Annotated in this window: 20 protein-coding genes; 13 read left to right on the forward strand and 7 right to left on the reverse strand. The window is 42.2% G+C overall.

Annotated features, from left to right (window positions below):
- The first annotated feature begins 151 nt into the window (after positions 1 to 151).
- Complete coding sequence (locus tag LCH52_07345; protein ID MCA0388295.1) at positions 152 to 1150, forward strand: alpha/beta fold hydrolase; 999 nt, start codon at positions 152 to 154, stop codon at positions 1148 to 1150.
- Between the two features lie 21 nt (positions 1151 to 1171).
- Here LCH52_07345 and LCH52_07350 read toward each other — a convergent pair whose 3' ends face one another.
- On the reverse strand, positions 1172 to 1945 hold the full coding sequence (locus LCH52_07350) for a protein-L-isoaspartate(D-aspartate) O-methyltransferase (protein ID MCA0388296.1): 774 nt from the start codon (positions 1943 to 1945) through the stop codon (positions 1172 to 1174).
- Positions 1946 to 2094: 149 nt separating this feature from the next.
- Between LCH52_07350 and ugpC the strand changes: the two genes are divergently transcribed.
- Positions 2095 to 3201 carry a sn-glycerol-3-phosphate ABC transporter ATP-binding protein UgpC gene (gene ugpC, locus LCH52_07355; GenBank protein ID MCA0388297.1) on the forward strand — a complete coding sequence of 369 codons (1107 nt, stop codon included), beginning with the start codon at positions 2095 to 2097 and terminating at the stop codon, positions 3199 to 3201.
- A gap of 42 nt (positions 3202 to 3243) precedes the next feature.
- Here the strand turns inward: ugpC and LCH52_07360 are convergent, their stop codons facing one another.
- The 6 genes from LCH52_07360 to floA are packed head-to-tail and all read right to left on the reverse strand — an operon-like array spanning position 3244 to position 8498.
- Positions 3244 to 3807 (reverse strand): RsiV family protein, encoded by a 564-nt coding sequence (locus LCH52_07360; protein ID MCA0388298.1) that lies wholly within the window; start codon positions 3805 to 3807, stop codon positions 3244 to 3246.
- Between the two features lie 42 nt (positions 3808 to 3849).
- Entirely contained in the window at positions 3850 to 3999 is a 150-nt protein-coding gene (locus LCH52_07365; GenBank protein MCA0388299.1) for a hypothetical protein, read from the reverse strand.
- A 20-nt stretch (positions 4000 to 4019) separates the two neighbouring features.
- Entirely contained in the window at positions 4020 to 4781 is a 762-nt protein-coding gene (locus LCH52_07370; GenBank protein ID MCA0388300.1) for an RsiV family protein, read from the reverse strand.
- A gap of 54 nt (positions 4782 to 4835) precedes the next feature.
- Positions 4836 to 6839 (reverse strand): ATP-dependent helicase, encoded by a 2004-nt coding sequence (locus LCH52_07375; protein MCA0388301.1) that lies wholly within the window; start codon positions 6837 to 6839, stop codon positions 4836 to 4838.
- Positions 6824 to 7498 carry a hypothetical protein gene (locus LCH52_07380; protein ID MCA0388302.1) on the reverse strand — a complete coding sequence of 225 codons (675 nt, stop codon included), beginning with the start codon at positions 7496 to 7498 and terminating at the stop codon, positions 6824 to 6826. The genes LCH52_07375 and LCH52_07380 overlap by 16 nt, the downstream gene beginning before the upstream one ends.
- Positions 7499 to 7502: 4 nt before the next feature.
- The gene (gene floA, locus LCH52_07385; GenBank protein ID MCA0388303.1) at positions 7503 to 8498 is read right to left on the reverse strand and encodes a flotillin-like protein FloA; all 996 of its coding nucleotides are present in this window, start codon (positions 8496 to 8498) and stop codon (positions 7503 to 7505) included.
- Positions 8499 to 8752: 254 nt separating this feature from the next.
- On the opposite strand from floA, the gene LCH52_07390 reads away from it, so the two are divergent.
- The 11 genes from LCH52_07390 to LCH52_07440 all read left to right on the forward strand — a co-directional run bounded on the left by LCH52_07390 (position 8753) and on the right by LCH52_07440 (position 25695).
- Positions 8753 to 11242, forward strand: a complete 2490-nt coding sequence (locus LCH52_07390; GenBank protein MCA0388304.1) for an ATP-dependent Clp protease ATP-binding subunit — start codon at positions 8753 to 8755, stop codon at positions 11240 to 11242.
- Between the two features lie 53 nt (positions 11243 to 11295).
- Positions 11296 to 11589 (forward strand): 4a-hydroxytetrahydrobiopterin dehydratase, encoded by a 294-nt coding sequence (locus tag LCH52_07395; protein ID MCA0388305.1) that lies wholly within the window; start codon positions 11296 to 11298, stop codon positions 11587 to 11589.
- Positions 11590 to 11660: 71 nt separating this feature from the next.
- On the forward strand, positions 11661 to 12932 hold the full coding sequence (locus tag LCH52_07400; protein MCA0388306.1) for an IgA Peptidase M64: 1272 nt from the start codon (positions 11661 to 11663) through the stop codon (positions 12930 to 12932).
- The gene (locus LCH52_07405; protein MCA0388307.1) at positions 12932 to 14296 is read left to right on the forward strand and encodes an NAD-dependent succinate-semialdehyde dehydrogenase; all 1365 of its coding nucleotides are present in this window, start codon (positions 12932 to 12934) and stop codon (positions 14294 to 14296) included. Before LCH52_07400 ends, LCH52_07405 begins: the two co-directional genes overlap by 1 nt.
- 344 nt (positions 14297 to 14640) lie before the next feature.
- Complete coding sequence (locus LCH52_07410; GenBank protein ID MCA0388308.1) at positions 14641 to 15810, forward strand: acyl-CoA dehydrogenase family protein; 1170 nt, start codon at positions 14641 to 14643, stop codon at positions 15808 to 15810.
- 16 nt (positions 15811 to 15826) lie between these two features.
- Positions 15827 to 17296, forward strand: coding sequence for an IMP dehydrogenase (gene guaB, locus LCH52_07415; GenBank protein ID MCA0388309.1), 1470 nt, complete (start codon positions 15827 to 15829; stop codon positions 17294 to 17296).
- Positions 17293 to 18345 (forward strand): aminopeptidase P family protein, encoded by a 1053-nt coding sequence (locus LCH52_07420; GenBank protein ID MCA0388310.1) that lies wholly within the window; start codon positions 17293 to 17295, stop codon positions 18343 to 18345. Before guaB ends, LCH52_07420 begins: the two co-directional genes overlap by 4 nt.
- A gap of 4 nt (positions 18346 to 18349) precedes the next feature.
- Positions 18350 to 19633 carry a glycosyltransferase gene (locus LCH52_07425; GenBank protein MCA0388311.1) on the forward strand — a complete coding sequence of 428 codons (1284 nt, stop codon included), beginning with the start codon at positions 18350 to 18352 and terminating at the stop codon, positions 19631 to 19633.
- Complete coding sequence (gene purD / locus LCH52_07430; protein MCA0388312.1) at positions 19633 to 20904, forward strand: phosphoribosylamine--glycine ligase; 1272 nt, start codon at positions 19633 to 19635, stop codon at positions 20902 to 20904. The genes LCH52_07425 and purD overlap by 1 nt, the downstream gene beginning before the upstream one ends.
- Before the next feature lie 223 nt (positions 20905 to 21127).
- Positions 21128 to 22414 (forward strand): Glu/Leu/Phe/Val dehydrogenase, encoded by a 1287-nt coding sequence (locus LCH52_07435; GenBank protein ID MCA0388313.1) that lies wholly within the window; start codon positions 21128 to 21130, stop codon positions 22412 to 22414.
- 101 nt (positions 22415 to 22515) lie between these two features.
- Positions 22516 to 25695 carry a PEP/pyruvate-binding domain-containing protein gene (locus tag LCH52_07440; protein MCA0388314.1) on the forward strand — a complete coding sequence of 1060 codons (3180 nt, stop codon included), beginning with the start codon at positions 22516 to 22518 and terminating at the stop codon, positions 25693 to 25695.
- The last annotated feature ends 63 nt before the right edge of the window (positions 25696 to 25758 follow it).

Raw genomic sequence — 25758 nt, forward strand, 5'->3', positions numbered from 1 at the left:
TGTTTACGGTGATTAAATATCCATAATAATCATGGTGTTAAAACTATTATCTTCTCTTTATCCGACTGTAAAAAATTGAATGGATTCTCTGATTCATAATATTTTTGCAATTTTGAATCTGTTAATTTTATAAAATCAGAAAGATTGTGAAATGAAAAAAGGACTCGTTCTTTTCCTGTTGGTATTTGGTGGAATTGTATCCGGTCAACAACAGTTTTACAGCGTCGGAGACTTAAAACTTTCGTCAGATGAAACTCTAAATGATGTGAAGGTTGGCTACAGGACTTTTGGCAGGATGAATGACGACAAATCAAATGTGGTTGCGTTTTTAAGCTGGTATGCAGGATCTTCGGAAGACATGATCGCAAGTCTCGGGAAGAACAAACTTATCGATACAACGATTTATTTCACAATTCTTGTTGATGCACTGGGAAATGGAGTTTCCACCTCGCCAACCAACTATTCAAAGCCGGTTTTCCCTGATATTACTATCGCCGACATGGTACAGAGTGAATACCTTCTTCTCACAAAACATTTCGGACTGCAGGGAATTCATGCATTAATCGGAGGTTCCATGGGAGGCATGCAGGTTTATGAGTGGATGGTCGCGTATCCCGGATTTGCAAAAAAATATATTCCATATGTGGGAACCCCAGTCCAAAGCAGCGGTAACCAGATTGTCTTTGAATCTTCTCTACTTACACTTCAGACAATTGAAAAATATGGAGTCCCTGATTCCGTTGCAAACAAAATATTTGATCTTAATTTTTACCTGTTTGCAAGAACTCCTTCGCAGATTGACACTAATTTCACACCTGATGAGTATAAAGACCTGCTGGCAAAGTTTCGGGGAAAAACAGCACAAAGATTTCCGGCAAAGAATAGAATTGCCCAGATGAAAGCGATGATAACGCATGATATTACAAGGAATTACGGTCATTCATTTGAAGAAACTGCCAAGGTGGTGAGAGGAGAAGTGTTCGTAATTGTTTCGGCAACAGATCACCTGATTTTGCCTTATCAATCGATAAAATTCGCTAAAACGCTTGGATGTGATCTTTTGATTTTGCAGAATGACTGTGGACATCTTGCACCCGGATGCGACTTAAAAGTGGTATCTAATGCAATTGCAGGATTTCTTGGTAAATAATATATGAGGAGGAAGGAGAGATTATTTTCTCAGGAACGGGACAAACTTGACTTTCATGGCGTCCTGCCGTTCAATTTTGCCGTTTTTCTTTTGGAGGATGACGAGTGATTGAACAGTTCCGGACTGCCCGAGAGGAATGATCATTCTGCCGCCTTCCCTGAGTTGATCGACCAGTGGTTTTGGCACATCTTCGGGGGCGGCGGTAACTATAATTGCATCAAACGGTGCATATTCCGCCCAGCCGTAGAATCCATCACCGGCTTTTACTTTGATGTTTTTATAATCGAGGGAATCAAGCAATTTCCGGGCGTTATTTGCAAGGTCATCAAAATATTCAATAGTATACACTTCCTTTACAATTTCTGCCAAAACAGCAGCCTGGTATCCGGAACCCGTACCAATCTCCAGCACTTTCATATCTTTTGTCGGATTCACCGCCTCAGTCATGTAAGCAACTATATAAGGCTGAGAGATTGTCTGATCCAGTCCGATCGGCAGCGCGCCGTCGTCATATGCATACTGACGGTATCTTTCAGGCACAAACAGATGTCTCTTGACCATTCGCATCGACTTAAGCACAAGATCATTCTTAATTCCCCGGGCGATTAGCTGGTCTTTCACCATCGAATCCCGTTTGGTCGAATAATCATCGTTCATATAGGAAGTGTCCTTGTTTTCGATGTCAGGCAGATAATGATTGCTGTCACTGGAATTCAACTGAATTAACAGATAAATTACAGCCGGCACAACGACTAACAAAACAATAAAAAGATACTTTGACTTGGGTCGAATCATATATTTCTGAAAAGTGACGGGTAAAAATAAAAAAGATTCCTGAATTTTGATAAAAAAATGAGATAAACGGTTTTTACAGTTTATTTTTTCATAATTATCTCTTATTTTTGGAACATTAATGTAAGCGTTTACATTTAAGGAGAAATGGAATGGCTGAGGTAAAACTTCAAAAGATATCGAAGACTTACGAGGGGGGCAACCGGGTTGTCCACTCCGTGGATATTGAGATAAAAGACAGGGAATTTGTCGTGCTTGTTGGTCCTTCGGGCTGTGGAAAAACTACAACCTTAAGGATGATTGCGGGATTGGAGGAGATCACCGGTGGTGAGCTCTTTATCGATGGTAAATTAGTGAACGACCTGCCACCAAAAGACCGCGATATTGCCATGGTCTTCCAAAACTATGCTCTCTATCCACATATGACTGTGAGAGAAAACATGTCTTTTGGGCTTAAATTAAGGAAAATGCCCAAAGCCGAGATAGAAGAGAGAGTGAACGAAGCTGCATCCATTCTTGAACTTGGAGAATATCTGGACAGAAAACCGAAAGCTCTTTCGGGAGGACAACGCCAACGGGTTGCTGTCGGCAGGGCTATTGTCAGAAAGCCCAAAGTTTTTCTTTTTGATGAACCTTTGAGTAACCTCGATGCCAAACTAAGGGTGCAGATGAGGGCGGAAATCTCCCGGCTTCACAAACAACTTGAAGCCACAATGATTTATGTGACTCACGATCAGGTCGAGGCAATGACGATGGGGGACAGGATATGTGTGTTAAATGCAGGGTTCGTGCAGCAGTTTGATGAGCCTATGAACCTTTATGAAAAACCTGCAAATAAATTTGTTGCCGGTTTCATCGGGAGCCCCTCGATGAATTTTATTCCCGGGAAAATCAACCGTCACCTCAACAATTACACCTTCGAAAGTGAGGGGCGTAAAGTATCGGTCGAATTTGACAGATCAAAATATGACAATGCACTTGGAGATGCAACGAATGTGATCGCGGGGATAAGACCCGAACACTTCAGACCACATTCAGCTATTGAAAAAGAGGGTGTCAATGTTGTTGAAGCCGAACTTGATCTTGTCGAATTGATGGGAAATGAAGAGTATCTTCATTTTACAGTAGAAGGTATCAAGTTTGTTGCGAGAGTAAATACCGGAATCCGATATAAGGCAGGAGAAAAAATCGAGCTGGAATTTGACACATCGGCGGTTCACCTTTTTGATGCCGGGTCAGAGAAAAATCTGCTTTTATAAAAATGAAAGAGACCGGAGCCAACCCCGGTCTCATTTCTAAAATCAAAACAGAAACTTTAAGGGACCATCTTTTTTAATGCAATCCTGGATAGCGGAGTAGGGAATTTCCAGTTCGGTTGGACCACCTGCGTAAGGGGCAATTTCGTATGAATTGTAGAAGAAACTTAGACCTGTTTCAGTAATGAGGAAATTTTCGTTTAAATAAAATTTCCCGCCTTCAAACCAGTAACCTGCCTCGTTTAAATCTCCATCTCCGATTTCAGTTTGCTGACGAAATATTTTATCACCAGCGGCAGTAACCTTTTCATAAGTGCCGGGAACAAGCAAATCAGAAAGGGTCAGGATGGACCCAGAGTTGATGTCAAAATTATAGTATCCAACAAAACCGTTCCCGTGAGCACCGCCTGAATAATCATATTCGTTTTTTATGATGGAAATGATTTCGCCACCGGTCTCTTTAACGCTAATGCGGGCATCATAATTCCAGTAAACTCCAAAATTATCTTCACTCTCGAAATCCATATAGAATTTGATCATATCGTCGACGCCTGACTTGACGGAGGTTGTCTCACCGGGAAGTTGTTTTCTGACAAATTTATTTAATATTTGTCCTAATTCGGGAAATCCTCTGGTCTCATCAAAAACGGGCTACGAGATGTCGATTATATATACAGAGTCCCGGTTGTATTTTTCACTGTTGTAAACTCTGCTCTCGGTTTCCATTGTATATAAAACGGTTTGAGCATTTACTGAAACAAAAAGCGAGATTACAAACAGTAATGAGAAGAGTCTGGTCATATATGATAGTATCCTTTTGATTATTTGGAGAATGATTTTAAAGGTCCACTCTTATTTATAAGTGATTTTACACTTTTGTATGGTATTTCCAGTTCCGTTGTACCGCATGCATAGCATGTAATTTCATACTGATTATAGTAGAATGTAATCCCTTTTTTTGTAAAAAGGTAATTCTCATTAAGATGAAACTTGTTATCCGTAAACCAGTAATCGCCTTCAAGACTTTGATTTGGTTTCAGGCCTTTCAGCTTTCTAAAAATCTTTTCACCTTCTTTTGTGAGTGCCGGAAGGAAATTTGCGTTCATTACATCTTTCAGGAGTAATAATTTGTTGTTCTTAAGGTCATAATTGAAGTAATTTACCCATGCCCCACCGTGAGCACCACCACTGTACTGGCTGCCGGAATATGTAAAGGTTCCGACTTCTTCTGTTAACTTGTTATATTCAAGTGATTTTTCAAGCATCCACTGCATACCCATTCCTTCACCCTCTGCGTATAATTCCTTGTGTTCATTTACAGATTTGTTGAACAAGGCTTCAGGTGAACTTTCTTTTTCGAAAACTATTTCTGCAACTTGTGCATTGAGAAATTTGGCGGTACTGGCAGCAGCACCGGTACCCGAGAAGACAGGATATTCAAGATGAAAATCCAGAAATTTCTCGGAGGCATTTTTAGGGTTGGTATAGGCCTTTGCGAATTTCTCCTTCTTTACCGTAAGACCGGTCTGACCGAAGAGTACAGAAGAAATTAAAATGAGGGCTGAAAGAGCAAATTTGAACATAATTTTTCCTTTTTTATTGATTATATCGTGATTAAATGAAAAAAGTTTCACCTGCTACTCTTCGAGCAGATATCCTTCTGCAATATCGGGGGTGATATTGTTCAAAAATCTTGTTGGTTTGGAAAAGGTTACTCCCAATTCGCGGTCAAAAACCTTCATGGGATATGTAATAACGAGATTTTGTTTTGCACGGGTAGATGCGACATACATCAAACGGCGCTCTTCCTCAAGTCCCTCAGCAGTCTCAATTGATCTGATTGACGGGAAAAATCCGTCGATGGCATGCATTATAAAAACAGAATGCCACTCCAGTCCCTTTGCGGAGTGAATGGTACTGAGTGTAAGTTTTTCATCCTCTTTATCGGGACTGTCGAGATCTGATATGGAATCCAGCGGTGGTTCAATCGCCATATCCGACAAAAAGTCGTGAAGTGTATCATACTTTTCCGTGATGTTCAACAGGGTATCGATATCCTTTGACCTCTTGTTAAAATCGTCGTACAGATCTTTGAAAAGGGGATAGTAATAGTTCACAACGAGTTGAGTTTTTTCAGTTGGAGTATCCTGTCTGACATACAATTTTCTCATCATTTCGAGAAGTTTCAGACATTTTGTAGCAAAAATCGAGTTTGCCGAAGCACTCACTTCTCTGGTGATTCCTGCTTTGCCTTCCGATATCTCGTTTAATATTTTTCTGGCAGTTTTGGGTCCAATACCTGCATGCATCATCAGAATCCGGTACCAGCTTACAAGGTCAAGAGGATTCAATAAAACCCTCAAGAACGCCAGAATATCCTTGATATGGGCGGCTTCCACAAATTTTATTCCGCCAATTTTAACAAACGGTATGTTAGCTTTGGTGAGTTCTATTTCCAGATCAAATGAAAAAAACGAAGAACGAAACAGAACGGCAATGTCAGAGAGTTTTACGCCTTCTTCCCTTAAATCGAGAATTTTCTGAACAATAAACCGGCTCTGCATATTCTCGTTTTCAGATGCAATTATGTAAGGCAGTTCACCATCCGGTCTGTATGAATACAACGACTTCTCATATTTCCAGACTGCTGCGTCCTGAACCTTGTTTGCAAAATTCAAAATCTGAGGAGTGCTGCGGTAGTTTTCTTCGAGTTTTATCAGAGTGGTTCCGGGAAAAAGTTCGGGAAACTGCATAATGTTTCTAAAATTGGCTCCTCGAAACGAATAAATCGACTGGAGGTCATCTCCCACAACCATTATGTTTTTGTTTGTTTGTGTCAGTGACTCAACGAGTTCCGCCTGAAGGTGGTTTGTATCCTGATATTCATCAACCATAATGAAATTGATCGAATTGAGGATTCTTTGAGCAGTCGGGGAGTATTCGAAGAAAAAATCTCTCAGATAGATCAACAAATCGTCAAAATCCACAAGGTTGTTTTTCTTTTTGTATTCGGTGTAAGCAATATGAAGTTCACCGATTTTTTCGATGTGTCGCATGAAATGGGGGAATTCTTCCTCCACTATTTCATGGAGATGTCTGCCGGTATTCACACTCAAACTGAAAATCTTGAACAAAGTCTGCTTATTCGGAAATCTTACTTTTTCCTCTATTGCGCTTGATTCAGATCTTATCAAATTAACCACATCCTCCGAATCACCCTGATCGAGGATCGTGAAATTCGGTTGAAGATGTGCTGCCACTGCATATTTCCGCAGAATCATGTTTGCAAATGAGTGGAATGTACCCCCCTGAATTTTTGAACATCTCTTGTCCAAAAGCAATTCAGCACGGTGCATCATCTCATTTGCGGCTTTGCGGGTAAAAGTAAGCAAAAGAATGGAGGAGGGATCGTAACCGATTTCAATCAGTCTGGCGACACGGTAAACAAGAGTGCGGGTTTTCCCTGAACCCGCACCTGCAATAATCAGAAAACTGCCTTCTTCAGCTCTTGCCGCTTCGTACTGCGCCTGATTGAGTGAGTTGACATAATCGATTGCGAATTTTGATTCATCGTAATTCTTTAAGTATTTACCGGGAGAGGTAATGTTCCTTAATTTTATTGTTTTTATGCTCTTCTCCAACTTGCTCCGCGTCTTCTTAGTATCTCACTCATGACTATTGCATCCCTGACATTCCCGCGATTTCGAAGCATCGCAGCACAACCTTTGCTTCTTGTACTGCTGGTAATATCCAGGTCTGACTCGTAAGAGTGCCTTAATAAATCCTCCTCAGCCTGTTCAAACCTTCTGTTAAGTTCTTCCACAGAGACGGGTTCAATCGCATCGTAGGAGAATTCCTCCGCACTTGGCTTGTAGCTGTTTCCTTCCCCCTGATCCTCTTTGATAAGGGGTTCTTTTTTCTGGTACTCCTTGTACCCGCCTGTTTTTACGGTTTCCTCGAAAGGAGTGTAATCAGATTCTCTGTCAGGAGTCTTTACTGTGGAAGATTTGCTTCCGCTTGTTGGAGGTACCTTCGCCGGCGAAGTGTAGCTCTGCTCATCAGTTTGAACCCTTCCAAAAAGTGCCTCCAACTCTTTGAAAGCATCACTCGACTGTGCCATTTCTGTTTGCTTTTGAGTGCTTTTATAAGTTGTATACTCCTTTGGAACAGGTCTCTGTTGAGGTTTTGGCTGCTGTTTGCGTTGTTGCGGTACATTTGGATCATTCTTCTTCTTCAACCCGCTAATGAGGGAGAAGAGAAGAAATAATACAAATACAACAATTTGAACTATGTCGTCCACGGTATTAGCTTGTCGGTTTCGATTTTGAATCGTCAGGTCTGGCTATCGATTCTCTCATTGAGGTGTCAGCCTGAACATTTTTTAAGTTGTAATAATCCATGATTCCAAGGTTACCCGATCTGAAGGCTTCTGCGATTGCTTTGGGCACTTCTGCTTCGGCTTCAATAACTTTGGCTTTCTGGCGGGCGACTTCAGCATTCATCTCCTGCTCGAGGGCAACTGCTGCAGCTCTACGCTCTTCTGCGCGGGCACGGGCGATCTGAAGATCTGCCTGAGCCTGATCCGCTTGAAGTTTGGCACCGATATTTGCACCAACATCCACATCAGCGATGTCAATTGAAAGGATCTCAAATGCTGTTCCGCTGTCAAGTCCCTTGCTTAAAACCACTTTGGAAATTGAATCAGGATTTTCGAGTACATGTTTGTGACTTTCAGACGAACCGATGGTTGAAACGATACCCTCGCCAACTCTGGCAAGAATGGTAGCTTCTCCGGCACCACCGACAAGTCTCTCAATATTTGTTCTGACAGTGATTCTTGCAACTGCTTTCAACTGAATACCGTCTTTTGCCATGGCAGCGACGAGGGGAGTCTCAATCACTTTAGGATTTACCGACATTTTTACGGCTTCAAGAACATCCCTGCCAGCCAGATCGATTGCGGTAGCCCGTTCAAAGGAAAGATTCAATTGTGCTTTATCTGCAGAAACCAGCGCCATTACTACTTTATCCACATTTCCACCTGCCAGCAGGTGGGCTTCAAGTTTCGGAATCTCCACTTCAATCCCTGCCTTGGTAGCTGTGATTTTAGCACGCACAATTACATTTGGATTTATTTTTCTGAGTCGCATTCCAACAAGGTCTTTGAATATTTTTACTTTAACACCGGATGATACCGCTGTTATCCAAAGTCCGATTGGAACGAAGTAAAGGAAAAACATTAGAAAGATTACAGCACCAACAATGAAGAATATCATTGTACCGGATAAAACAGCTTCCATTATTCATTCTCCAATAAGATTTATTAAAAAGTCCCCTCAAGATAACAAAATAAGACGAATTAAAGGATAAAATAAATTGGTATTTACGAAACATTTTTGCAAACTGTTTTGTTTAAATATATGTACAGGAATGCATTCCCTAAATAAAGATGGTTCGGTCACTATTTTTTATCTGAAACATCAGGGAATTGCACAAAACGATTTTAATATATATATTCGATTAGTTATTTAAGAAAAAAACTTAGGACAACAAAATGGATGGAAGTTTTTCGGACAGGCTACAGGATGTAATAAGGCTCAGCAGAGAAGAGGCTGTAAGACTTGGACATGATTATATCGGCACAGAGCATCTCCTGCTTGGGATTATCCGCGAGGGCCAGGGCGTAGCTGTTCGGATTTTGAAGAATCTCGATTGTGATTTACTTGAGTTGAAAAAAGTAATAGAAGATTCTTTGCGTTCGAGTGGTGGTACACTCACTATCGGCAATTTGCCACTGACTAAACAGGCAGAAAAGATTTTAAAGATTACTCAGATTGAAGCAAAAATCTACAAAGCCGATGTCATCGGTACAGAACATCTTTTGCTCTCACTCCTCAGGGATGAAGATACCCTTGCCACTCAGATTCTGATGCAATTCGGTTTGTCTTATGAGGCTGCAAAAAGTGAGTTGAACAGTCTGCTTTCAAGCAGGGAAAACCCTGATAAATCGTCACAAGGCTCAGTTCCACCTCCTCAAGGAAAGAAAACCGAGAAAACCAAAACACCTGTTCTTGATAATTTTGGAAGGGATTTGACAAAACTCGCCATCGAGGATAAACTCGATCCCGTCATCGGCAGGGAAAATGAGATCGAAAGAGTTGCGCAGATTCTCAGCAGAAGAAAGAAAAACAATCCGGTACTTATCGGTGAACCCGGTGTGGGTAAAACTGCCATTGCCGAAGGTTTGGCAATCAGAATCATACAGAAAAAGGTTCCCAGAATCCTTCAGGACAAAAGAGTTGTCACTCTCGATCTTGCCGGACTTGTAGCAGGAACAAAATATCGTGGTCAGTTTGAGGAAAGAATGAAAGCCCTTTTGACCGAGCTTGAAAAGGCAAAGGAAGTAATCATTTTCATTGATGAACTTCATACAATTGTTGGTGCAGGCGGTGCTTCGGGCTCACTTGATGCTTCAAACATGTTCAAACCTGCACTCGCAAGAGGCGATTTCCAGTGTATTGGTGCCACCACACTCGATGAATACAGAAAATACATTGAAACTGATGGCGCACTCGACAGAAGATTTCAAAAAGTGATGGTTGAGCCGCCAAGTTATGACGACACAATCAAAATCCTCGAGAACATTAAAATTAAATATGAAGAACATCACCATGTGAGTTATTCGACTGCTGCAGTCGAATCTGCCGTAAAGATGAGCATGAGGTACATCACCGACAGACACCTTCCAGACAAAGCGATAGATGTTATTGATGAAGCAGGAAGCCGTGTACACATGAGAAATTATGAGGTTCCAGTTGAAATTCTCAAGATGGAAGACGATGTTGAAAATGTGAGAAAAGAGAAGGCTGCGGTTGTCAAAAGACAGGATTATGAGGAAGCCGCCCGTCTTCGCGATACTGAAAGAACCCTTCTCGCAGAGCTCGAAAAAGCCAAAGATGAATGGGAGCTTAAGTCAAAAGAAAATATTTTCGATGTTACCGAAGAGGATATCGCAACGGTCGTGGCGATGATGACAGGTATCCCAGTTACCAGAGTTGCTCAGACGGAATCGGATAAACTTCTGAATATGGAAGAGGCTCTTAAAGGGAGCATCATCGGTCAGGACGAAGCCGTTAAGAAACTTACAAAGGCTATCAGGAGAGCAAGAGCCGGATTAAAGAACCCCGACAGACCAATAGGAAGTTTTATTTTCCTCGGTCCTACCGGCGTTGGAAAAACCGAGCTCTGCAAAGTTCTTGCCAAATACCTTTTCGATACCGAGGATGCCCTTATCAAGATTGATATGAGTGAGTACATGGAAAAATTCGCCGTTTCGAGACTCGTTGGAGCGCCTCCGGGATATGTCGGTTATGAAGAAGGCGGGCAGCTTACTGAAAAAGTCAGAAGAAAACCTTACTCGGTAGTACTGTTTGATGAGATAGAAAAAGCTCATCCCGATATCTTTTCTCTTCTGTTGCAGGTACTCGATGAGGGAAGACTGACTGACAGCCTCGGAAGAAAAGTGGATTTCAAGAACACAATCATTATTATGACTTCAAATATTGGTCTGAGAGATATAAAACCTCTCGGCTCCTTTGGGTTCAATGCCGACGGAGTTGCGGATCAATATAACAATATGAAAAGTGTAATTGATGATGCTGTGAAAAAACTTTTCAGTCCCGAATTTCTTAACAGGCTTGATGATCAGATCGTTTTTAGAAATCTTACGAAAGAAGATATCCTGAAAATTATCGATGTGGAAATTAAGGACCTGTTAAAGAATATTCATGACAACAAACTTGAGCTCGTGATTGAGGATTCTGCCAAGAGTTTCCTTGCAGACAAAGGCTTCGATCCCAAATTCGGTGCCCGTCCTCTAAAAAGAGCGATTCAGAACTATATTGAAGATCCTCTCTCGGAAGAAATTCTTAGAGGGTCATTCAAAGAAGGAACCCGCGTGATTGCAAGACATGTGGACGAAAATGATTTTCTCGTCTTTATGGATGAAAAATCACTCGAGGTTGGTTCCGATCTTAGTGTTTAATTTCAACAAGGCTATCTTCGGGTAGCCTTTTTTTATTTTTACGGAGGTACAAAATGTTAAAACTGCCCGATGAAATGATCAATAACGAACTCGCAGGCTTAAACGGCTGGCAGAGAGAAGGTGACACAATCACCAAAATATACAGCCTCGGTAATTTTTCCGAAGTGGTACAGGCTGTAAATAAAATTGCCGAACTTGCTGAAGATCAGAACCACCACCCCGATATCCTGATGTTCGGCTGGAACAAGTTAAGAATAACCACTTCCACACACGATGCCAACGGAATTACCGGCAGGGATTTTAAACTTGCCTCGGCAATTGAGCAAAAAATATTTTCCGGGAGATAACCAAATCTTTTTAAACTAAAAAAAAGAGAGAAAATCTGTAAATTTGTGCACTATCAATTATACGGTGTACAATGAGAATCTTATTTTTTGTCCTTTTTGTTTCCACTCTGGCTTTTTCTCAAAGTGATTTCAACAATTATTTTGAGAAAAAGACACTTCGTCTGAACTATATTCACTCAGGCAACAAGACCGATGACTACTTCTCCTTTGGAAGTCTGATCGAGGAACCCTTCTGGGGAGGTCCTGTTAAAAAAATGATTGATCCCTTCAATTACGGGAAATACAAACTCGAAGTATTTGACAAAGCTTCGGGCAAACTTATCTATTCAAAACATTACTCCACACTTTTTTCCGAATGGCAGACTACTAAAGAAGCCATGAAAATAAGCAAATCTTTTGAAGAAAGTGTCGTCTTTCCATACCCGAAAAATCCCGTTCTTATAACTATTTCCTCCAGAAAAAAAGACCTGTCCCTCGAAAAGAGATATGAACTTGAAGTGGATCCGAAGAACTACTTTATCAAAAAAGACAGAAAAAATGTCTATCCTTCATTTCAGGTTGTAAACAGTGGTGATTCCTCCGAAAAAGTGGATATCGTGATAATACCCGAAGGATATACAGCGAAGGAAATGGATCAGTTCAAAAAAGACTGCAACCGCTTCGCTCAGTATCTTTTCAATTCATCCCCATATAAAGAGAATAAAAATTTCTTTAATATCTGGGGAATTGAAGCTCCTTCCGCTCAATCTGGCACAGATATTCCGAAAGAAAAAATCTATGTGAATACAGTAGCCGGATCTTCCTTTTATACTTTCGACGAAGAACGGTATCTGATGACCGAGGAATATAACAATGTCAGGGATCTCGCAGCAAATGCCCCTTACGATCAGATTTACATCCTGGTAAATACCGACAAATATGGCGGCGGTGCCATTTATAATTACTACGCTACCTGCGTCAATTTCAATATCTATTCCGAGTATGTATTTGTTCACGAATTCGGACACGCTTTTGCCTTCCTTGCCGATGAATACTACACCAGTTCAACAGCTTACAACGATTTTTATCCTTTGGGTGTCGAACCTCTCGAACCAAATATCACCACTTTGGTCGATTTTGCATCAAAATGGAAAGAACTCGTAAAAGAAGACACACCCATTCCGACCCCCGCAACCAAGGAATTTGAAAAGAAACTCGGTGCTTTCGAGGGTGGTGGCTATGTGGAAAAAGGCGTTTACCGTCCGAAAATGGACTGTTCGATGAACTCAATTTCAGTTGACAACTATTGCACTGCCTGCAAAAGGGCGATTCAAAAAATGATTGATTACTACACAGGAAAATAATGTTTCAATCGATTAATCCCCACAACGGGGAAGTGGTGGCAGAATATTCCGTGATGGATCCTTCAGAGGTTGCATCCGTGATTGATCAGGTTGATGAGGCTTTTCTGTCTTTCAAAAAAACAGGATTTGAAGAAAGAAAATTCGTACTCAAAAAAGCGGCTGAAATTCTTCGTTCCCGAAAAACTGAATTCGCGAAATTGATGACCACCGAAATGGGAAAACCAATCATGCAGGGAGTGGCTGAAGCAGAAAAATGTGCCTGGGTCTGCGAATACTATGCCGACGGAGCCGAGACATTTTTACAGGATGTTACCATTGAAACAGATGCTAAAAAAAGTTTTGTAACTTTTCAACCTTTGGGCGTTATTCTCGCGATAATGCCGTGGAATTTCCCTTTTTGGCAGGTATTCAGATTTGCAGCACCTGCTCTCATGGCGGGAAATGGTGTGCTCCTGAAGCATTCGCCAAATGTCACCGGATGCGCACTTGCAATTGAAAAGATTTTTAAGGAAGCAGGTTTCCCTGATAATATATTTCGTATGATTGTCACTGAAGTGGAAAATGTGGAAGGTATGATAAGGAACAAAAAAGTTGCCGCAGTCACTCTTACCGGAAGTACCCGGGCAGGGAAGTCTGTAGCAGCAATTGCAGGAAGTGAACTGAAAAAATGTGTCCTCGAACTCGGTGGCAGCGATCCATACATTGTCATGGAAGATGCTGATATTGAGGCGGCAGTTAAAGCATGTCTGATTGGAAGAATGCTCAACACGGGACAAAGTTGCATCGCCGCGAAAAGGCTTTTAATCTTCGAAAAAGTTTATGATCGGTTCAAAGAACTTTTCCTGGCTGAAGTAAAAAAACTCAAGACGGGTGATCCAATGGATGAGATAAATTACATTGGAGCCATAGCCCGTAAGGACTTACGGGATACACTTCATGCCCAGGTGCAAAAGACAATTGAACTTGGAGCCACAGTTTTGACAGGAGGATTCATCCCGGATAGTCCCGGTTTTTGCTACCCGCCGACTGTACTCGAAAACATTCCAGTAAATTCTCCTGCTTTTTGTGAGGAGATTTTTGGTCCCGTGGCACTTCTTTTCAAAGTTAAAACTATGGAAGAAGCCCTTTCCCTGGCAAACTCAACTGACTACGGACTCGGTAGTGCCGTGTTTACATCAGACCTGACATTTGGCGAAGAGATGGCAAAAACGATGCTCGAATCAGGTTCGAGTTTTGTCAATTCATTCGTTAAAAGCGACCCAAGATTACCTTTTGGTGGCATCAAACAATCAGGTTACGGAAGGGAATTATCACCATTCGGCATTAAAGAATTTGTGAATGTAAAGACAATATATATTGCCTGAGAATGTTCGCAAGACGGTATGTGAAAATCCCGCCCGGGCGAGATTCTCATATTTCGCCCTGCGTTGTCTCAAAAAAATCCGTGCCATCCGTGAAAAATCCGTGCCATCTGTGTAACCATCCTGCCTCTGCGTAAATCCGTCGAATCTGCGTGTATCCGCGTTCCCTTAAAAATCCCGTGTAACCATTTCTCCGTGCGTACCTTAAACTATCCACCATTACTCATAAATAAAAACTCAAAACTCATAACTAACCCCTTTCTTAATACTTGTACACAAACTCCCAAAATCTTACCTTTAAAGTTAATATTTTCAAAAAAATGTGTTCGAAAACAGAAGGAGATCAGATGTCAAAGTTTATTGGTTTGGATTATTTCAATACGGATCTTTTATTGTCAGATGAAGAGAAAATGGTCAGAGATATGGTCAGGGAATTTGTGGACGACAATGTAATTCCGGTCATAGAAAAACATTACAGGGAAGGCACTTTCCCGATGGATCTGATTCCCAAAATGGGTGAATTGGGGCTGTTTGGAGCGAATCTCCCATCAAAATATGGCGGATCCGACATGAATAATGTTGCCTACGGCCTCGTAATGCAGGAACTTGAAAGGGGAGACAGTGGTGTACGCAGTTTTGTTTCGGTACAGAGTGCACTGGTTATGTATCCGATTTATACATTTGGAAGTGAAGAGCAAAGATTAAAATGGCTTCCGGCACTTGCCAATGGTGAAAAAATCGGTTGCTTCGGTTTGACAGAGCCTGATTTCGGATCAAATCCAGGCGGTATGGTCACAAAAGCTGAAAAAGTTGATGGCGGCTACATACTCAATGGTGCCAAAATGTGGATCACCAATGGAACACTCGCCGATGTGGCTGTGGTTTGGGCAAAACTTGACGGAAAGGTAGCCGGATTCCTCGTGGAAAAGGGCATGAAAGGTTTTAGTGCCCCGGAGATGAAGGGAAAACACTCGCTGCGGGCTTCCGTTACTTCGGAGCTGGTCTTCGATTCCGTATTTATACCTGAAGAAAACAGACTTCCCGGAGCTGCCGGATTAAAATCACCTCTGATGTGCCTCAACCAGGCCCGTTATGGCATTGCATGGGGTGTGGTCGGTTCCATGATGGCTTCCTACGATTCTTCGTTAAACTATTCAAAATCGAGAATTCAGTTCTCAAAGCCGATTGCCGGTTACCAAATGACTCAGGAAAAACTTGTTTATATGCTCACCGAGATTACGAAGGCACAACTTCTTAACCTGCAGCTTGGCAGGCTGAAGGATTCGGGCAATCTCCGTTTTCAGCATGTATCACTGGCAAAAAGAAACAACTGTGAAATCGCGCTTACCATAGCAAGAGTAGCGAGAGAAATTCATGGTGCCAACGGAATTCTAGATGAGTACCCCGTCATGAGACACGCCAACAACCTGGAATCGGTTAAAACTTATGAAGGAACACACGAGATGCACACTCTGATTTTGGGTGAGGATATCACGGGTATTCCTGCTTTCGATTAAACAAAAAGGCATTACAATGAACAACGAAAAGTTTGCTTACGAAGGTATCACATTTGACGATGTGCTGATACTTCCTGCTAAATCATCAGTTTTACCGAGAGAAGTGGATGTATCTTCGCAACTCTCGCGGGGAATAAGATTGAATATTCCTTTCCTCTCCGCAGCGATGGATACTGTAACCGAAAGCAAACTTGCCGTTGCTATTGCAAGAGAGGGAGGCATCGGCATCCTCCATAAAAACATGTCGATCGAACAACAGGCTGAGGAAGCCGACAGGGTAAAACGCTCCGAAAGTGGCATGATCAGAAATCCTGTTACTCTTACTTCTGACAAAAAGGCTGCCGATGCTTTCGAAATGATGCGGAAATATTCCATTTCAGGAATCCCAATTGTTGATTCCACAGGAAAACTGATTGGAATTCTGACGAATCGTGATTTGAGGTTCGTAAAGGATCCTAGTCTCGGTGTTGATGAACTGATGACCTCAAAAAATCTCGTAACTGCTGCTGTCGGCACCACATTGGAACACGCTGAAGAACTTCTCCACCGGCACCGGATCGAAAAACTTCCTGTAGTTGACGGTGTAGGGATTCTTCGAGGTTTGATAACATTCAAGGACATCCAAAAAAAGAAGAGATTTCCGCTCGCCTGCAAGGACGAAATGGGCAGATTGAGAGTCGGTGCAGCGGTAGGTGTAAGCAACGACACCTTTGAACGAATGGACAGACTAGTAGCGGTTGGTGTGGATGTTATTATTGTGGATACTGCGCATGGCCATTCGATGGGTGTGATCAACACTATTAAAAAGATTCGTGCGAAATACCCCGATATACAACTGATAGCCGGAAATATTGCCACTTATGAAGCAGCTCTTGAATTATACGATGCAGGCGTTGATGCCGTGAAAGTTGGTATAGGTCCCGGTTCAATTTGTACTACCAGAGTAATCGCCGGTATTGGTGTCCCGCAAATCAGTGCGATAATGGAAGTACACAGAGCTTTGAAAGACAAGGGAATTCCCATCATCGCTGATGGTGGAATAAAATATTCGGGTGATGTGGCGAAAGCCATTGCCGCCGGTGCTGATACCGTGATGATTGGTGGATTGTTTGCCGGTACGGACGAAAGTCCCGGTGAAAAAGTCCTTTACGACGGAAGGAGCTTCAAAGTTTACCGTGGTATGGGCTCTCTGGATGCCATGAAAAAGGGGAGCGGTGACCGCTATTTCCAGGATTCCGAAACCGAGATCAGCAAGCTTGTCCCGGAGGGGGTGGAAGGAATGGTTCCATACAAAGGTCCATTGTCTGACACTGTATTCCAGCTTACAGGCGGACTGAAAGCCTCGATGGGATATGCCGGTGCAGCCACCATTTCAGACCTTAAGGATAAATCTAGGTTTGTGAAAATCACCGCGGCTTCATTGAAAGAGAGCCATCCTCATGACATTATTGTCACAAAGGAAGCTCCAAACTACCAAAAGATATGATAAACAGATATCTCGACAACAGATTCTCTTTTCTGCTTAACTACAAGCGGGATAATATGCTCGATTGCATTATCCTCGCCAATCCTTCAAATATCCGCTACTTTTCCGATTTTGTTTCCAGCAATGCCTGCCTCCTTGCCATCGGTGACGAAATTATGATTATTACCGATCCGAGATACCGGCTTGAACTCGAAGAGGTGGATGGAAGAATAGTAAGAAAAGTTGTAAGTGATCCGCAGGAGATTCTTAAAAATTTCTTCCCCCACAGACCGGTGGCTGTCGGCGCGGACTCTGATCTTGCGGCTTCGCAAATCGGCAGGAGTCTGCTGCGAGGTAAATCCCGACCAGTCAACATTTCGAATGCCATAGACGAGTTTATTTCGATAGCGGATGATGAGACTTTGTCACGCTTTGAATATGCGAATAAAGTCACTAAAAGGATTGAGCAAAATATCCCTGATCTTTTAATCCCCGGAATGAGGGAGTTTGAGCTTCGGGCGACAATCAGTTACTTTATCCATCTTTCGGGATGTGAGGAGGCATTCACACCAGTTGTCTCTTTTGGTGAGAATACTGCCAAAATTCACACAGAACCATCGGACAGGCAACTTGAAAAGGATTCACCCGTTTTAATTGATTTCGGTGTGAAATACAAAGGTGTATCCACCGACATTACCCGCTCATTCTGGTATGGGAAAAACCCGACCGAAGAGTACAAAAAAGTAATGAAAATTGTTAAAAAATCGGTAAAAATTGCTGAAAAACTGTGCAAACCAGGGAAAGATACTTCCAAAGCTTATATCGCTGCAAAAGAGTATCTGGAATCAAAGCATGATAATCCGGAAGAATGTTTGCCACACTCTCTTGGACACGGACTCGGTTATGAGGTACATCAGACTCCAAGAATCTCTTCAGCGAAAGGGACTAAATTTAAGACCGGACAAATAATTACCATCGAACCCGGGATTTATATTCCCGGTAAATTTGGCATCAGAATTGAAAATGACTGGCTCATCACAGAAGATGGTCCAAAACTGCTAACGAAATAATTTCATGTATAAAGCACTAATATTCTCATATTATTTCCCCCCCAAGGGGTTGAGCGGGGTACAGAGAACCTCAAAATTTGTTAAATATCTCCCCGAATTCAACTGGAGTCCCACGGTAATTACAACCGGGGATATTGCATACTTTGCTCATGATCACTCGCTGCTCGATGATTTGAAAAACGAAAATATACGAGTGGTAAGAGTGAGCGGAAAAGAGATTAACTCGATCCTCAAGAAGAAGGGCACAATAAAAATGCCCCGCGAGATATTTCGTAAAATCTTTTCATACATCAGTTCATGGTTCTATATCCCTGACAACAAAAGATCATGGAGTAAAAAAGCTTACAAAGAAGCAAAAAAGCTTTGTGCCGAGGAGAGATTTGATGTTGTATTTGTTACAGGACCTCCTTTCTCATCGGTTGAGGCAGCATTGAAAATAAGCGAAGAATTCAAAATTCCTCTCTTTGTTGACTACCGCGATCTTTGGTATGGAAATCAGTTTGCAAGGTATCCCACGGTGTGGCACAGATTGAAAACCAAAAAGGAAGAGGATGCAACCCTTCGTAAAGTTGACAAGATTGTGGTAACCAACCGGCGAATCAAGGAAAGACTGATGAAATATTATCCTTTCCTCACTCACAACAAGATGTTGATTATTCCGCACGGTTATGACCCTGATGACTTGGTAAAAGCTTCCCAGAGTATTGTAAAACTCTCGAAAAAAATGGTGATTACCTATTCGGGATTGTTTTACGAATACATTACTCCCAAATATTTCCTGAAGGCTTTCAGACAGATAGTAAAAGAAAATCCTGAAATAGCTGCGAACATCGAACTGCATTTTATTGGATTTCTCAGGATTGAAAACAGAAAACTTATCAGACGCTACAATCTGCAGAACTTTGTTGTGGAGCACAGCTATATGGAGCACAATGAAGCACTGAAAAAGATAATGGCAAGTGACCTCCTTTGGTTCATGGTAGGGAAGGGAAGAAATGCTGATACAATCTCGAGCAGCAAAATGTATGAGTATTTTGGAACCAGAAAACCTGTCCTTGCGTGTCTGCCGGATGGTGCATTGCGAAGCCACCTTGCAGACTATGAAGCCAGCTACATTTCCGATCCATATGATATTAAAAAAATCAAGCAAAACATTCTAAAAGCTTATAATGACTACACTTCCGGAAAACAACCTAAACCCGATGAGGAATTTGTGAACAGGTTTGACAGAAGAATCCTGACTAAACAACTCGCAACTGAATTTCAGTTTTTCCTGAAGGTGCACTAATGAAAGTGGCAATAATTGGAAATGGCGGCAGGGAACACGCACTCGGTTACGCAATTGCCAAATCTCCACAGTGCTCGAAGCTTTTCTTTTTACCCGGGAATGGTGGTACACACACTCTCGGTGAAAATGTCGATATCGATCTGAAAGATCACAATAAAGTAGCCGCATTCGTGATAATTGAGCAGATCGATTTTGTCGTTATCGGTCCCGAAATTCCGATCGTTGACGGACTTGGAGATCACCTCAGAAACCATGCAGTAGTGGTTTTCGCACCCACCGCAAAGGCGGCACGGATAGAATCTGAAAAATCATACTCGAAAAGAATCATGAGAAAATACGGAATTCCGACCGCTGCCTGGCAGAAGTTTACAGTCGATGAGTATGATGTTGCTGTCGAGTACTTGGCCTCCGGCAAATTCCCGGTTGTTCTCAAAGCGGATGGACTTGCTGCGGGTAAGGGTGTTGTAATAGCTTCCAATTATATAGAAGCGGAAAATGCTCTTCGTGACATGATGCTTGACAAAATTTTCGGTGCAGCAGGTTCTACTGTTGTAATCGAAGAATTTATGGAGGGGGAGGAAGCTTCAATTTTCGCCATTACCGACGGGAAAAATTTTGTTTGTCTACCGGCTGCTCAGGACCACAAGAGAATCGGGGATGGTGATTCCGGTCCCAACACAGGGGGAATGGGGGCATATTGTCCAGCACGGGTTGTGACCCCTGAAATTGAAAAAAGGGTGAATGAGGAAGTTATTATTCCGTTTTTGGCAGCTTTGAGAGCAGAGTCAAATCCTTTCACGGGGTGTCTCTATGTGGGAATTATGATCACCAGGACAGGTCCGAAGGTTGTTGAGTTCAACTGTCGTTTTGGCGATCCTGAAACGCAGGCGGTTCTTCCGGTTATTGAGGGTGATTTCCTCGGGCTGCTGTATTCAGCCGCTTCCGGAGAAATTGAAACCGGAAAAATCTGGTACGAAAATGCTGCCGCAGTCAGTGTAGTTGCAGCTTCTGAAGGTTATCCCGGTAAATATGAAAAAGGATACGAGATTTCCGGACTCAAAGGCGTAAAAGGAAACAGTTTCGTTTTTCATGCAGGTACAGAATTTAAGGAAAATAAGACCTTAACGACAGGCGGCAGAGTGCTCGCTGTTACCTCTGTGGACTCAACCGGAAATCTCCGTTCAGCAATTGACAGTGCATACACAGAACTAAAAAAAATAAGTTTTGCCAATATTTATTACCGAAAAGATATAGGACACAAGGCACTTTAAAGAGAGTCCGGACTGCCGGAACTGTGTCAGCCTGATTAAAGGCAGTGTTCTTTTCAGGTTTTCCAAAACTTTTTAAATAGTCTTGAAAATTATTTTGAAATGTGGTTCATTTAGTGGTAATTTAATATCTCAAATAATTATTTTTTCATTATTAAACTAAATCTTTGAAAGAATAATTATCTATTTGCATAAAATCTAAAATCTGAATATTGGAGGCATAAACATGTCTGAATCAGGATTCAATGCTTTCGCAATGGCGCAAGCACAATTTGACAAAGTAGCAGAACTTCTCGAACTCGATGAAGCGACCCGCGACCTTCTAAGAAATCCTTTGCGCGAATATCATTTTAGCATCTCCGTTAAGATGGATGACGGCACAAACAAGGTTTTTAAAGGTTTCAGATGTCAGCACAACGACGCCAGAGGACCTGCAAAAGGTGGAATTCGCTTTCACCCTCAGGAAACAGTAGATACAGTAAGAGCCCTTTCGATGTGGATGACCTGGAAGTGTGCTGTTGTTGATATTCCACTTGGCGGTGGCAAGGGTGGTGTAATCTGCAACCCTCACAACCTCAGTATGAGAGAGCAGGAGGCAATTTGCCGTGGTTGGGTAAGACAAATCGCAAGAAACATCGGACCAATCCAGGATGTACCGGCTCCTGATGTTATGACAAATCCACAGCACATGCTCTGGATGCTCGATGAATACGAAGCAATTCACGGTGCTAAATATCCCGGATTTATAACCGGAAAACCCGTCGGGATGGGTGGATCACTTGGCAGAACCGAAGCTACAGGTTATGGTGTTATCTATACGCTTCGCGAAGCTTTGAAACTTAAAGGTATCGATCCAAAAGATACTCTTGCAAGTGTTCAGGGCTTTGGAAATGTTGCCCAGTATGCAATTAAACTCTATACTCAGCTTGGTGGCAAAGTTATTTGCGTATCCAGTTGGGATGAAGAAGATCAGGCTTCATACAGCTTCAAGAGAACTACGGGAATAGATCTGCAAGAGCTTTTAAGCATCACAAACAAATTCGGCGGTATCAATAAAGATAAAGCCAAACAACTCGGTTATGAAGTACTCTCCGGTGACAAGTGGATCGAGCAGGATGTCGATATCCTCATCCCTGCTGCCCTCGAAAATCAAATAAGAGAAGATAATGTTGTCAAAATAAGCCCTAGAGTCAAGTTTGTTGCCGAAGGTGCAAACGGACCAACCACTCCTCAGGCTGACAAATATTTTGAACAAAAAGGTATCTTTGTTATTCCTGATTTCCTCGCAAATGCCGGTGGTGTAACCTGCAGTTATTTCGAACAGGTACAGGGAAACATGAACTACTTCTGGGATAAAGAGGAAGTTCTGACCAAGCTTGATTCAAAAATGACTTCAGCTTTCCACGCTGTTTACGACACTTCTGCAAAGAAGAAAATCTACATGAGAGATGCCGCTTATGTGATTGCAATCAGCAGAGTAGCTCAGGCTTGCCACGACAGAGGCTGGTGCTGATAATTTTCCCTTGAAAAAGGCTTTAAGGCTGTCTTATATTAGCGATAATTAAGGCAGCCTTTTTATTTTTAAATAATCGATTCCATAATTTAAGGTTTTTAATGCCCCACTCCGAAAACAAATCAAGAATATCAACTCAACTTGACGAGAGATTGAAAGAGATCAGCTTTCTCCATGAACTGGAAGACCTCCTTCATGATCCGACACTTCTAAAAGAGGATATTTTTACAATCATAATACACCGGATGCAGTCTGCCTGGCAGCATCCTGATATTTGTGAAGTGCGGCTTCGTTACAGAGATAAAACCTTCGATACAGGGGCGTATATCGAAGACATGCCTGTTCTCAATCAGGATTTAATTGCCGGTGAGAAAATCGTTGGTGACATTCAGGTCACTTATGTGAAAGAGGCACCCAATGCAGATATTGGTCCATTCCTGAAAGAGGAAAAGAGGCTTCTCGAGACTGTGGCAAACAGACTCGGTGATTTTATCTATAATCAGCGGCTCAAAAAGAAACTTGACAAGAAAAAAGTTGAAGAAGCGGTCAAAGAAAAAACAGAGTGGCGGATTGTGGTGGATATGATCAGGAAGACAGACCCTGCTCTCTTTATGCGTCTGCTAAGAAAGATGCTCCATCAGTTGAACTGGAAAGGGATAGAGGAAGCCGAAGCACTTCTTAAAGAGATGAGTATCGATTTGAAAGGGGATGAGGAGAGAAAAACCGAGGATGAGAATCGGCCTCTCCAAAAAAGAATAATCAACGATTATGATAACTATATTAACGCCATCCTGAAACTTACAAGTGAGAACTTTACAGAAGAGGAAATCCTCTGGAGAGTCCAGAAATGGATTCAGAACGACAATACCAGCTCTCTCATAAAAGTACTCGAGTCACAGGATTCCTCTCTTGCTGATATCTCAGATGCCATCCGAAGATTCTACCATATGGCACCTGAAAAAATCGAATTGTCGCCTGCCACAGTCAAAGGACTCAGAGTATCGCTCCTGAGAAGATTCCTCACAGATGATCTCGATTTTATTCAGATTGCCAAAGATTATGTAAAATTGACAGACTTCCACAAACTCATCGACAAAATGATTTTTCTCCCCGGAAGTCACGGTAAACTCGGTGGTAAAAGTTCGGGTGTGTTTCTTGCCCATAATATCCTGACAGCGAGTGTAAACGATGCAGAACTGCCATTCGAAGTGAAAATTCCCAAAACATGGTATCTGACTTCCGATTGTATTATGCAGTTTATTCAGTACAATAACCTTGAGGAAGTTTACGAGCACAAATACAGGGATATCGAGGAAATCAGAGTGGAATATCCTCAGGTGCTTCAGCTTTTCAAAGACAGTCAGTTTCCTCCCGATATCTTTAAAGGACTTTCACTCGCTCTTGATGATTTTGGCAACAGTCCTATAATTGTAAGAAGTTCCAGTCTTTTGGAAGATCAGGTCGGGTCTGCTTTTTCAGGGAAATACAAATCGCTTTTCCTTGCGAACCAGGGGAGCAAACCGGAACGACTCAGCGCTCTGATGGATGCCATCGCCGAAGTATATGCCTCCACATTCGGACCGGATCCCATTGAATACAGGTCGGAAAGAGGTTTGATTGACTTCCACGAGGAGATGGGTATAATGATCATGGAAGTGGTGGGAACCCGGGTTCAAGACTATTTCTTCCCGGCGTTTGCAGGTGTGGCTTTCAGCAACAACGAATTCAGATGGTCACCAAGAATCAACAGAGAGGACGGTCTCGTCAGGATTGTGCCGGGTCTCGGGACCAGGGCAGTTGACCGCGTAAGCGATGACTATCCAATTCTTATAGCCCCGGGTCAGCCGAATCTCAGGGTGAATGTTACTTTCGAGGAATCACTAAGATATTCTCCGAAAAACATTGATCTTATTAATCTTAAAACTAACCAGTTCCAGACCATAGAGATCGACCAGCTTATAAAAGAAGTGGGGGAAGAGTACCCTCAGATCAACAATATCCTTTCTGTAATTTCGAACGGAATGTTGAGACCACCCAATCCGTTGCAGGTCGATTATCAGAATGATGATTTTGTTGTTACATTTAACGGACTTTTGAATAAATCCCAGTTCCTTCAGAAAATGCACACAATTCTGCAAATTTTACAGAATAAGTTTGGTGTCCCTGTAGATGTTGAGTTTGCAAGTGACGGTAAGGATTTTTATCTGCTGCAGTGCCGTCCACAAAGTTACTCCAAACAACACACTGCGGATACCATACCAAAAAATATTCCGGCAGACAGGGTTCTCTTTTCAACTAACAAGTACATTTCGAACGGTAAAGTGAATCCTGTACGGTTCATTGTATATGTAGATCCCGATGGTTATGAAGGTCTCCAGACCAAAGAAGCCATGCTTGAGGTAGCATCTGTAGTTGGAAAGCTGAACAAGATGCTTCCAAGACGAAAGTTTATTTTGATGGGTCCGGGGAGATGGGGAAGCCGGGGAGATATCAAACTTGGTGTGAGTGTGACCTACTCCCAAATCAACAATACTGCAATGCTTATAGAAATTGCGAAACAGAAAGGCAATTACAAGCCTGACCTTAGTTTTGGTACCCATTTCTTTCAGGATCTGGTTGAATCTTCCATTCGATATCTGCCACTCTTCCTTGAAGAGACCAATGCCAATTTTAACGAGTCGTTTATCAAAAAGTCGGATAACCTTCTTATCGACATGCTGCCTGAGAGCGCACATCTTTCGAGTGTTGTCTATGTAACCGATATTATGGATGAGTTCGATGGCGGTACACTTAAGATACTTATGAATGCGGAAGAGGAGAAAGCGATTGCTGTAATAATGCCCGAAGGATACACCGAACCTGAAGTGCACGATGACAGTTCAACCCACACATTCAAAGAACTCGGTGCTGATATTAAGTACAACAGAAATGCCAAGTTTTTCGAAAGAATGGTGTCAAAGCTGGATAAGGACAAATATAAAATAGAGTCAGTTTACTATCTTCCTCCGGTTCATGCAATGGAAGCTGACAGGATGAGATCAGTACTTCTCGTAAAGTCAATGGCTACTGACAACCTTCTCCACAACCTGAGGGTTTATATGAATGTCTGGAATGACTGTCTTAATGTAATCGAACACAGAAATGAGGAACACGAGGTTGACAGGGTGTTCGACTATATAATTACTGATGATGTCGATGGATATTTGAGAGAGTTTTCCGAGGCGGGAACTTACATGATCAATCAGTTGTATCCTGCATCAAGAAACGATTTTCTGAGCTAAGAAAAGAATCAGGGGATTCATTTCACTTTCGGGTATCTTCGAGTGTTATGAAATCCCCTGTAA

It is taken from the genome of Bacteroidota bacterium (genome assembly GCA_020161395.1).
Classification (GTDB): Bacteria; Bacteroidota; Ignavibacteria; order Ignavibacteriales; family Ignavibacteriaceae; genus UTCHB3.